The following is an 11,345-nucleotide window of genomic DNA, read 5'->3' as shown; positions in this document are numbered from 1 at the left end:
ACGCTGGCCGCCGCCGACCTGGCGGCGCTGTCGCCGGCCGCGCTGGGCGCGCAGTGTCTGACGCCGCATCCGGCCGCGCGCTGGCTGTGGAGCGAGGGACATCCGGCCTGCGCCATCTGGTGCGTCAACCGCGAACAGCGCGATGCCGATGCCGCCATGGCCTGGCAAAGCGATGGCGCGCTGCTGACGCGCGTGGACGGCGTCGTCCGCTGGCGGATGCTGGAACACGGCGCCATCGCCTTCCTCGATGCCTGCGCCGGTGGCGCCAGTCTGGAGGAAGCGGCGCAACACGCCCTCTCAATACAGTCCGGCCTGGACATCGCCGCCACGCTGGCGACGCTGATACAAGCCGGCGCCTTTTTATCCCTTCCCGACGAGTCCCGACATGTATGCATCCCTGCGTGAACGCTGGAACCGCGCGGCGGCCGTCGCCGCCGCGACGACCCCGCATGCCCTGCTGGCGCTGACCGCGCGCATGGCGATCGCCGCCATCTTTCTGCAATCGGGCCGCACCAAGGTCAGCGGCCTGCTGACCATCACCGACGGCACTTATCAGCTGTTCCGCGACGAATACCGGTTGCCGCTGCTGCCGCCGGAACTGGCGGCGCACCTGTCGGCTTACGCCGAGCACCTGTTCCCGCTGCTGCTGATACTCGGTCTGTTCACCCGCGGCGCGGCTATGGCGCTGCTGGGCATGACGCTGGTGATCGAAGTGTTCGTGTATCCGGACGCCTGGCCCACCCACCTGTCGTGGGCGGCGCCGCTGCTGTACCTGGTCGGACGCGGCGGCGGCCCCTGGTCGCTGGACCGTGTGCTGAAACTGGACTGACGCCTCACTGCCGGTACGGCAACTCGACGAAGCTGGCGATGCCTGAGCTGCGCAGCGGATGGCAGGGAATGCAGGCGGCGCCAGTTCTGCAGCAGGCAAGCCGCAAGCCTGATACGGTTCAGAGGAACAGCGCCTGCAGCTCGCCGTACGGCATGGCCTGCGCCAGCAGCGGGCCGCCGTTGCCGCTGGCGAGAAAGTCTCTGGCCATGCCGGCGGTGAGCGCCATCAGCGCCTGCGGGATGCCGGAACCGGCGCTCAGGCGCGCCACACCCAGCCGATGCAGCTCGTCGGCGGACGGCAGGCCCGGCCAGTCCAGCACATTCAGCGGCAGGCCGGTGCCGGCCACCACGGCGCTGATTTCATCCTCCCTGGTCACGCCCGGCACGAACAGGCCATCGGCGCCGGCCGCTTTGTACAGCGCGGCGCGCCTCAGCACCTCCGCCACGCGCTCTCCCTCCGGCGCCAGCCCCTTCAGATACACGTCGGTGCGGGCGTTGATGAAGATGTCCCGTCCCATGCCTTTGATGGCGGCGATCTTTTCAGCCAGCAGCGAAGGCGCATCGTTGCCGTCTTCCAGGTTGATCCCGGCCACGCCGGCTTCGATCAGCCGCAGCACGTTGCGCGCCACCTGCCGCGGGTCGGCGGAGTAGCCGTTCTCGAAATCGACCGACAGCGGCACCTTGATCACGCGCGCTATGTTGGTCGCCACCGCGATGGCGACATCGGCCGGCATGTGGTCGCCGTCCGCATAGCCCTGCGCCCAGGCCACGCCGGCGCTGGTGGTGGCGATCGCCGGTGCGCCCAGACTTTCGATCAGCCGCGCGCTGCCGGCGTCCCAGGCATTGGCCAGATGCAGAAGTTTGCTGCCGTCATGCAGTTGCTTGAAATCGCTCATGTCTTCCTCCGTTCAGAAAAGGCTGGCTTGCGCCGTGGTCAGGCTGGTAAAGCTGTCGTTCATCGGCAGCAGGATCGAATCGGCGATCGGCTGCAGCTGCTTGGTCAGATAGTGCTCGTAGTCGATGTGCGAACGCAGCGCTTCCAGCGGCTCCGGGCCGCCGGTGGTCATCACGTAGCTGATCCAGCCGCCGTTCTGATAGCGCTGCGGGCGCCGTTGCGCGAGGTTGTATTCGTCGGCGATGCGCGCGGCGCGCACCTGCGGCGGCACGTTGACCTTGTATTCGCTCAGCGGCTGGCGCAGGCGCTTGCGGTACACCAGCAGATCGTCGTACTGGCCGGACAGCGTCTTCTCCGCGTAGTCGCGCACGAATTCCTGGTACGGCTGGTCCTTGAAGATGCGCTTGAACAGCCCTTGCTGGAATTGCTGCGCCAGCGGCGTCCAGTCGCTGCGCGCCACTTCCAGGCCGCGGTAGATCACTTCCTCTTCGCCCTTGCTGTTGATGGTCAGGCCGGCGTAGCGCTTCTTGCTGCCCATGTCGGTGCCGCGGATGGTGGGCATGAAGAATTTCTGATAGTGCGTATCGAGTTCGATCTCGAGATGGCATTCGAGTCCGTGCTTCTCCTTCAGCATGGTGCGCCACCAGTCGTTGATGTACTGCGCCAGATCCTGGCCGATGGCCAGCGCTTCTTCATTGGCGTATTCCTTTTTCAGCCAGATGAAGATCGAGTCGGTGTCGCCATAGATCACATCGTAGCCCTTGGCCTCGACCAGCTGGCGCGTCTGTTTCAGCATCTGGTGGCCGCGCAGCGTCACCGATGCCACCAGCCGCGGATTGAAGAAACGGCATTCGCTGGCGCCCAGCACGCCGCAGAAGGAATTCATCAGCAGCTTGAGCGCGGTCGACAGCGGCTCGTTGCCGGCTTTCTTGGCGGCGTCGCGCTGCTTCCAGATTTCGGTGGTGATGGCCGGCAGACAGTGCTTGTCGCGCGAGAACAGCGTGCCGTTCACGCCCTGCACCACGTCGTCCGGATTCCCGGCGCTCTCGCCTTCGACCAGTCCCACCGGATCGACCAGGAACGTGCGGATGATGGACGGGTACAGGCTCTTATAGTCCAGCACCACCACCGAGTCGTACAGTCCCGGCCGGGAATCGATCACGAAGCCGCCGGGCGAGGCGCCGCCGCTGACGTCGCCCACGTTCGGCGCCACATAGCCTTCGCGGTGCATGCGCGGCAGGTAGTGGTGGTTGAAGGCGGCAATCGAACCGCCCAGATGGTCGGCCTGCAGTCCAGTCACGGTGGCGCGCTCGATCATGAAGGCCAGCAGATTGGCCTGCTCGAAGATGCGCGTGACCAGTTCGCAGTCCTTCAGGTTGTACAGCGCCAGCGCCGGCTTGTCGTGCTGGAAGCGGCGCTCGATTTCGGCCATCTTGTCGTAGTCGTCGCCGATATTCTTGCCCTCGCCCAGCATGGACTGGGCGACGTTTTCCAGGCTGTAGGACGGGAACAGCCAGGAGGCGGCCTTCAGCGCATCGATGCCGTCGAGGATGATGCGACCGGCGACCGGCGCGAACAGATAGCCCTGCTTGCCCGGATGCTCGCGCCATTCGATGGCCTTGCCCTCGCGGCCCAGCGCCAGCGGGACCTTGTACTTGTCGGCGTTCTTCTGCAGCACGCGCAGGTCGAACTGCACCACGTTCCAGCCGATCACCACATCGGGATCGTGGCGCGCCATCCAGCTGTTCAGGCGCTCGATCAGCTGGCGCGGTGTGGCGCAGTATTCAAGGTCGAAATCCACCGCGGGCGCGTCGGCCGGCGGCACACCCAGCATGTAGACCTGGCGCTGGCCGCAGCCTTCCAGCGCGATCGAATACAAATCTTCGTAGGCGCTGGTTTCGATGTCGAGCGAGACCATCTTCAGTTTCGGGCGATAGTCCGGCGCGGGCTTGAGCTTGCAGTTCTGGATGATGTTGCCGCTGGCATGGCCGCCCTCGGTGTGGACGCCGGCGGTGATGAAGCGCTCCATCAGATAGCGTTCGGGCGGGCGGATGTCGGCTTCGTACAGCTTGACGCCGTGATCGCGCAGGGCGCGCTCCAGTGCCGTCAGCTGCTTGTAGCGCGAGGCATACACGCCGATCACCGGCTGCTGCTGGAAGGTCTTCAGTTGCAGCTCGCGCAGTTCGATGCCGGCGTCCGCCGCGATCTGCCCCTCGATCGCGCTGCGGTTGGCCGCCTCCGCAAACGCCACCGAAGTCTGCGCGCTCAGCCGCACCTTGCGCGGGCCGGCGTCGGTGGCCAGCCAGAACTCGAGCTCCGTCCCACCGGGCGTGTCGCGCCAGTGACGGGTCAGGATGAAGCCGGTGTAATCGGTGTGCGTCATGCCGGAATTATACTGTACGCACATACAGCCTGCGACTTCGAACCAAGAGGGAGCGCTGGCCTTGTTGGAGCGGCAACTGACCCGACGTTTCGGGCCGTAGCCAAAAACCGCGCAGAGCAACCCTGGAGCGACGCCCTGCCAGACGCGCAATCGCTGCAGCAAGTATTTCGACAAATATAAAAAAAAGCCCGCTACGGGAGCGGGCTGAATCTATTTCCTTGGAGGAGAATAGAGGAGACAGGTGCAATCATGAGGCATCGCAACACATAAGGCCAATTTATCTTCCTGATGCCAGAGATTCACCTAACGCATAACCGGGGACAGACCACGTTTTTAGAAGATTTCAAAATCGTGGTCTGTCCCCAAGGGTTTAGAACTTGTAGTCGAGTTTGACGCTGAAGTAACGGAACACGTCACGCGGCGGCACCCAGCTGTTGGCCGAGACCTGCGGCGAGGTCGAGGTCGGACCGGCACGGAACGACGATGGACCGGAAGCGTTGGCGTTCGGGATGTAGAACCGGTCGAACAGGTTGTTCACGCGGAAGCTGATCTTGTACTTGTCCTGCGGATCGCGCACACCGAAGCCCAGGTCGGTGATGCTGTACGGATCGTTCACCGAGTTCGGATCGTTGTTGATGTTGGTGTTGTACTTGCCCTGGTAGCGCACGTTGACGTTCACGAAACCTTTGAATGGCATCTTCGGAATCAGGAAGTCATAGTTGGCGCCGATGTTCAGCTTGATCTTCGGCGTACCCGGGAAGATCGAGTTGTCCAGGTTCTGCACGCCGGTGGTCGAACCAGGCGAGATCGGGAAGCACGAGGCATTCTGGCCCGCGATCGAACCGTTGGCCGCCAGCTTGGTGCCGCCCACCGCGACGTTGGTCGGGTCGCTGTAGCACGGACCGTTGGCCCACTTCTCGATGGTCGGCAAGGTCACCGCCAGCGCGGCGTTCATGGTCAGGTCTTTCGCCACCAGCGCGTTGACATCGAATTCGACACCGTGGGTGGCGATGTGCGGGATCGAGTTCAGCTGGCTGTAAATGGTCGGATCGTTCGGCAGCACGTAGGTGACGTTCTGCTGGTAGTTGAAGAAGTCCGAGTTGAAATAGGTCGCGGCCACCGACATGCGGTTGTTGAACAGGTTGGCCTTGGTGCCGATTTCGAAGCTCTGGCTGGTCTCCGGCTTGACCGGGAACGCCGCCGACGCCTTCAGACCCGAGGTCACGTCATACGCCTCGCCCTTGTAACCGGTCGATGCCTGGGTGTAGACCATCCACTCCGGGGTGATCTGCTTCTGCAGGCTGACCTTGCCGGTGATGGCGTGGTCGGTGTTGGCGGTGCTCTGGAACTGGTCCACGCCCACCGCGCCCGGCTTGAAGGTCGATTCGTCCAGCTGGTCGGTGTAGTAGTTGCGCTTGTAGTGGTAGCCCGAAATCTCGGTGTTGCTGCGCAGGCCGGCGGTCAGGGTCCAGGTCGGCAGGAATTCCCACGACGCCTGGCCGAACACCGCGCGGTTGGTGTTATAGATGTCGGTGTAGTAGTTGGTCGGGCTCGACGGCGAGTTGGCGGTGCAGACGGCCGGCGCCACGCAGTAGCCGCGGATGAAGTGACGGTAGATCTCGTTATGCGCCAGCCACAGGCCCGCCACATACTTGAACTTGCCGGTATCCGGCGACACGTAGCGGATCTCCTGCGTCTTGGAGCGGATGTCGTAGGTGCCGAACTGATAATTGCCCACGGTCGGGATGGTCTCACCGGCCTTGGCGATGGTCGGCAGATCGGTGAAGTCCTGGTCGCGGAAGTCGTTGGCCAGGTATTTACTCCACGAGCTGATCGACATCAGCTGCGCATCATTCGGCAGGGTCCAGGTGGCCTTGAAGCCGACGCCGCGGTCGCTCGAGATCAGGCCGGTCGGAAAATCGCGGCGCACATTGCGGTTGCGCGGGTCGTTGACATTGATGCCGGCCAACAGCGCCGACGCCGGCAGATTCGGGTTGCCGTTCAGGTAAACCCCATCGAGGCCGATCGGGGTCGATACCTGGGTGCCCAGCGCGGCCGAACCGGTGCGCAGGAAGAAGCCGTTGACGGCGGTGACGCCGCGGCTGTTCTGCTGGTAGTTGTAGCGCGGACTCAGGTCGAACTGCAGGTTGTCCAGCGGGTTCCACTGGATCTTGGCCATGAAGGTGCGGCCGCTGGAACCGTTGACGTCGCTGCCATCGGTCAGGTTGTGGAAGGTGCCCGGCAGGCTGGTCTTGCCGCCGTAGATGCGCACGCCCCAGTGCTCGTTGATCTGGCCGCCGGCCGAGGCGTTGACGCGCCATTCATCGTCATTGGTGATGTAGGTGCTGGCCTTGTATACCATCGGGCCGGAAATCGGCTTGGTGACGATGTTGACCGCGCCGGCCACCGCCGATTTGCCGAACAGCGTGCTCTGCGGCCCTTTCAGCACCTCGATGCGCGACACGTCGGCCAGGTCCTTGAAGGCCTGGAACTGGGTGGCGATCGGGATGTCGTCGATGATCACCGACACGTCCGACTCGACGCCGATGCCGACCGACACGGTGCCGATGCCGCGCATGAAGATGGCGTTGTTGGCCGAGGTCGTGCCCGAGTTCAGGGTCAGTGACGGCATCATTGCCACCACGTCCTCGATCTCGCGGATGTTGGTGCGCTGGATCTCCTGCTCGCTCATGACGGAAATCGCCATTGGAACGCTTTCCAGCTTTTCCACGCGTTTATTGGCGGTCACCACCACGGTCTCCAGCGTGCCGGGTTTGGTGGTCGATTCTTCTTGTTGCGCTTGCGCGCTCATGGCGACCAGCGCCAAAGCGAGGGCCGACGCCATCGGCGTCAGGTGCATGGCTTTTTTCATGGTCGTCTGCTTGTAGTTGTTATCTAACACTATTGTCCCCTATCTTGACAGGTAAAAACTGTTACGGTCTCCGCGTATCACAGCTGCCCGGCTAGTTAATCGTTTAACCTTTTATTGGTACCGGTACCAGTTGTATGATGACCAAGGTTAATCCAAGCAATTTAAGATGTCAATAAATTTGGGGAATGGCCCACATTCGAATTGTAAATGTCGTGGGAAGCGCAACAAAACCGTTGTAAAACGATTACCTACAGCCTCAGGTACTTTCTCGTTCGACAATGGAAAAGCCGATGTCGACCACGCCTTCACGCATCCGGCTGCCCTGTGAACGCTCCACGATGAATCGCGCAGCGGTGGCGCCGATGCGGGCGCCGTCGATGCGCACCGTGGTCAGCGCCGGGTACAGATCCCGGGCGAAGCCGAGGTCGCCCATGCCGACCACCGCCAGTTGCCGCGGCACTTGAACGCCCTGCGCCTGGGCCTCGGTCAACACGCCAAGGGCCACCGTGTCCGAGCTGCAGAACAGCGCGTCAATGTCGGGATGGCGCGCCAGCAGTTCGCGTAGCCCGGCGCGGCCCAGGCCGACGTTGGTGGGCGCCGGCACGCGCTGGCCGGCCACCGCCGTTTCGCCCGGATGGGCCATGCCGAGCGCGATGGCGGTATCGGAAAACGCCTGCATGCGGCGGCGCGCGCGCTGGTCGTCGGCGCCGAGCGTGGCCACGCGGCGCTTGCCGCGTCCGTGCAGATACCGCGCCACCGCCTGCCCCACCTCCTCGTGCGAGAAGCCGATCAGCATGTCGATCGGGTTGTCGGTCAGATCCCAGGTTTCCACCACCGGGATGCCGCTGGCCAGCAGGCGCTGGCGGCCGGTGGCCGAATGCATGATCCCGGTCAGCACCACGCCGTCCGGGCGGCGGCCGATGATCGCTTCCAGCAGTTCATCCTCGCGCGAATTCTCGTAGCCGGACTGGCCCAGCATCAGCTGGTAGCCGTAGGCCGCCAGCGACGCCGTCAGCGACTGCACCACTTCCAGGAACACGTTGCCGGAGATGGTCGGCACCACTGCCGCCACCAGCCGGCTCTTGCTGGAGGCCAGGCCGCCGGCCAGCATGTTCGGCACATAGCCGGTCTGCTCGACCGCCTGGCGCACGCGCTGCAGAATCGGTTCAGATACCGCGCTCGGCGTGTTCAGTGCGCGCGATGCCGTGATCGGCGCCACGCCCGCCAGCGCGGCCACGTCGCGCAGGGTGATGCCGCCGCTTTTGCGCCGGCTGCGGCGCGGCGGTGGCATGATGATGGTCTTCTTGTTTGCCGGGGTGTCGTCCATGCCGCGATTCTAAACCCGCTCATTTATACCTGGCTAGCTCCATCTTGCCGATTTGTGCGCGGTGCACCTCATCGGGACCGTCGGCCAGGCGCAGCGAGCGCGCGCTGGCGTAGGCGTGGGCCAGGAAGGGGTCGGCCATGCCGCCGCCGCCCTGCACCTGGATCGCCCAGTCGATGACCTGGCAAGCCATGGCCGGCGCGGTTACCTTGATCATGGCGATCTCCTTGGCGGCCACCTTGTTGCCGACCGTGTCCATCATCCAGGCCGCGTTCAGTACCAGCAGGCGCGCCTGGTCGATCAGGATGCGCGCTTCGGCGATGCGCTCCAGTGTCACGCCCTGCTGCGCCACCGGCTTGCCGAAGGCGACGCGGCCCAGACTGCGCCTGCACATCTGCTCCAGCGCGCGCTCGGCCAGGCCGATCAGCCGCATGCAGTGATGGATGCGGCCCGGACCCAGCCGGCCCTGCGCGATCTCGAAGCCACGTCCCTCGCCCAGCAGCAGATTGGCGGCCGGCACGCGCACGTTGTCGAAGACGATTTCGGCGTGGCCGTGCGGCGCATCGTCGAAGCCCAGCACCGGCAAGTGGCGCAGGATGGTCACGCCCGGCGTGTCGCGCGGCACCAATATCATCGACTGCTGCTGATGGCGGCTGGGGTGGTCGGGATCGGTCTTGCCCATGAAGATGAAGATCGCGCAGCGCGGATCGTTGGCGCCGGAAGACCACCACTTGCGGCCATTGATCACATACTCGTCGCCGTCGCGCGCGATGGAGCTGGCGATGTTGGTGGCGTCCGAGGAGGCCACGTCCGGCTCGGTCATCGCGAAACACGAGCGGATGCGGCCATCGAGCAGCGGCCGCAGCCAGTCGCGCTGCTGTTGCGGCGTGCCGTAGCGGGCCAGCACCTCCATGTTGCCGGTGTCGGGCGCCGAGCAGTTGAACACTTCCGGCGCCCAGTGCACGCGGCCCATGATTTCGCACAGCGGCGCGTATTCGAGGTTGCTCAGGCCCGCGCCGTGTTCGGAGTCGGGCAGGAACAGATTCCACAAACCGGCTGCGCGCGCCTTCAGCTTGAGTTCTTCCATCAGGCGGGTGGGCAGCCAGGCGTTGCCGGCGGCGCGGTTGGCGTCGATCTCGGCATGGAAGGCGGCTTCGTTCGGATAGATATGCTGATCCATGAAAGCCGTCAGCCTGGCCTGGAGCGCCTTTACCTTCGGGCTGTAGTCGAAATCCATGATGTCTCCTTATCGGTAGGTGACCGCGCCCGGCTGGCCGAGCCACTCCAGGTGCGCGTAGTTATTCAGATAGCTCAGCGTGAACTGGCCGGTCCGCTGCAGCAGCCTGGTGACGCCGCAGTTGGCCAGCGTCCAGTTCAGCTCCATCACCTGAAAGTCCTGCAGGCCGAGCAGATGCTGCATCAGCGTCGAGATCACGCCGCCGGAGGTGAACACGATGGTCGCCTGCCCGCTGCTGTCCGTATCCAGGCGCTCCAGCGCGCGCACGCAACGGCGGCGGAAGTCGGGCCAGGTCTCGGCGTAGTCGGCGTCGTGCCAGCCGCTCATCCAGCGCTGCATGGCGGCGCGGAACAGGTGCTCGAGCGCGCGCGGCGGATCGACATGGTTGGCCAGCAGCGCCTCGAACGCGACGGCGTCGGCGAATTCGGGGCAGTGGCGCAGCAGGACTTCATGGTGATCGAATTCGGCGAAATCGGCGTCGGTGATCCATTCGGTATCGATCAGTTGCTTCTTCGGCAGTTCGGCCATGCAGGCGTCGGCCGACTGGCGGTGCCGCGCCATGCCGCCGGTGATCACCTTGTGGAACACCTGGCGCGTATTCGCATACCACTGGCCGAGCAGGCGCGCCTGCTCGTAGCCCAGCTCCGACAGCTGATCGTAATTGGCGGCGCCGAACGAAGCCTGCCCGTGACGCACCAGATAAATTTGTCCCATGTAAGCCCTCCGAGAGTCACAGCTTACCGCCCGGCCTATAATTCATCAAATGAATAGATTTAATTACCGAGAATAAATTCGATGCATATATCGCGAATCGATCTGAACCTGTTTGCCGTATTCGACGCCATCTACGCCGAGAGCGGCATCACGCGCGCCAGCCGCAAGCTGAATTTGACGCAGCCGGCGGTCAGCCATGCGCTGAACCGGCTGCGCCAGCTGTTCGGCGACCCGCTGTTCGAACGTCAGGGTCACGCGATGATACCCACGCCGCTGGCGCGCTCCATGATTGGCCAGGTGCGCCAGTCATTGCGCGGCTTCGAACTGACGCTGAACGGCGCCGCCTCCTTCGACGCGACCACCAGCGAACGCCATTTCTCCCTCGGCCTGCGCGACGTACTGGAAGCCAGCGTGCTGCCGCCTTTGATGGCCGCGCTGACGGCGCAGGCGCCGCTGGCGACACTGAACGTGGCACAAGTCAGCCGGCGCGGACTGGAAAGTGAACTCGCGGCCGGCACGGTGGACGCCGCGATCGACATCCTGCTGCCGCTGTCGAACGACATCCGTCGTGTAGCGCTGGGAGGCGACCGCACCGTCGTGCTGGTGCGGCACGGCCATCCGTCGGTCAAAAAGGGAAGGCTGGACCTGGATACCTACCTGGCGCTGGAACACATCCAGACCAGCTCGCGCCGCCGCGGCCCGGGGCTGGAAGACATGGAACTGAGCCGCCAGGGTCTGCAACGCCGCATCCGCCTGCGCAGCCAGCACTACTACGCCGCCTGTCACGTCGTCGCCCAGACCGACCTGGCGCTGACCATGCCCGAACGTCTGGCGCTGATCCTCAACCAGCACTTCAAGCACCAGCTGCTGCCCTTCCCGCTGCAGCTGCCCGCGCTGGACATCTACCTCTACTGGCACGCCAACGTCGACACCGATCCCGCCAACGCCTGGCTGCGCACCCAAATCCGGGGTCAGGTCTTTCATTGCGTCACGGGCTCTGCCGTAGCGACCGCTACGGCAGAGCCCGTGACGCAATGAAAGACCTGACCCCGGAGTTTATTCGGGGACGATGATGCGCCAGCGCCAGGGTTT

General features: G+C 64.3%; 8 protein-coding genes and 1 pseudogene. 3 read left to right on the top strand and 6 right to left on the bottom strand.

The window, feature by feature from the left end:
- Both E4L98_RS29870 and E4L98_RS00125 read left to right on the top strand, forming a co-directional pair.
- Positions 1 to 405, top strand: a pseudogene (locus E4L98_RS29870) (HvfC/BufC N-terminal domain-containing protein); the annotation flags it as partial.
- Positions 386 to 829 carry a DoxX family protein gene (locus tag E4L98_RS00125; RefSeq protein WP_135199534.1) on the top strand — a complete coding sequence of 148 codons (444 nt, stop codon included), beginning with the start codon at positions 386 to 388 and terminating at the stop codon, positions 827 to 829. The pseudogene E4L98_RS29870 and the gene E4L98_RS00125, both read left to right, overlap by 20 nt.
- Positions 830 to 947: 118 nt before the next feature.
- Here E4L98_RS00125 and E4L98_RS00120 read toward each other — a convergent pair whose 3' ends face one another.
- The 6 genes from E4L98_RS00120 to E4L98_RS00095 all read right to left on the bottom strand — a co-directional run bounded on the left by E4L98_RS00120 (position 948) and on the right by E4L98_RS00095 (position 10,253).
- Positions 948 to 1,724 (bottom strand): isocitrate lyase/PEP mutase family protein, encoded by a 777-nt coding sequence (locus tag E4L98_RS00120; RefSeq protein WP_135199533.1) that lies wholly within the window; start codon positions 1,722 to 1,724, stop codon positions 948 to 950.
- Positions 1,725 to 1,736: 12 nt separating this feature from the next.
- Positions 1,737 to 4,106, bottom strand: a complete 2,370-nt coding sequence (locus E4L98_RS00115) for a DNA polymerase II (RefSeq protein WP_135199532.1) — start codon at positions 4,104 to 4,106, stop codon at positions 1,737 to 1,739.
- A 370-nt stretch (positions 4,107 to 4,476) separates the two neighbouring features.
- Entirely contained in the window at positions 4,477 to 6,978 is a 2,502-nt protein-coding gene (locus E4L98_RS00110; protein WP_135199531.1) for a TonB-dependent receptor, read from the bottom strand.
- Between the two features lie 256 nt (positions 6,979 to 7,234).
- Positions 7,235 to 8,305 carry a LacI family DNA-binding transcriptional regulator gene (locus tag E4L98_RS00105; RefSeq protein ID WP_135199530.1) on the bottom strand — a complete coding sequence of 357 codons (1,071 nt, stop codon included), beginning with the start codon at positions 8,303 to 8,305 and terminating at the stop codon, positions 7,235 to 7,237.
- A gap of 19 nt (positions 8,306 to 8,324) precedes the next feature.
- Entirely contained in the window at positions 8,325 to 9,539 is a 1,215-nt protein-coding gene (locus E4L98_RS00100; RefSeq protein WP_135199529.1) for an acyl-CoA dehydrogenase family protein, read from the bottom strand.
- Between the two features lie 9 nt (positions 9,540 to 9,548).
- Positions 9,549 to 10,253, bottom strand: a complete 705-nt coding sequence (locus E4L98_RS00095; RefSeq protein WP_135199528.1) for a histidine phosphatase family protein — start codon at positions 10,251 to 10,253, stop codon at positions 9,549 to 9,551.
- Between the two features lie 81 nt (positions 10,254 to 10,334).
- Here E4L98_RS00095 and E4L98_RS00090 point away from each other — a divergent pair, with 81 nt between their 5' ends.
- On the top strand, positions 10,335 to 11,291 hold the full coding sequence (locus E4L98_RS00090) for a LysR family transcriptional regulator (protein WP_135199527.1): 957 nt from the start codon (positions 10,335 to 10,337) through the stop codon (positions 11,289 to 11,291).
- Positions 11,292 to 11,345 lie beyond the last annotated feature (54 nt).

It is taken from the genome of Duganella callida, from assembly GCF_004614165.1.
Classification (GTDB): Bacteria; Pseudomonadota; Gammaproteobacteria; order Burkholderiales; family Burkholderiaceae_D; genus Rugamonas; species Rugamonas callida.
Note: the sequence above shows the minus strand (reverse complement) of the source record. Positions and strands in the feature narration are given on the sequence as shown.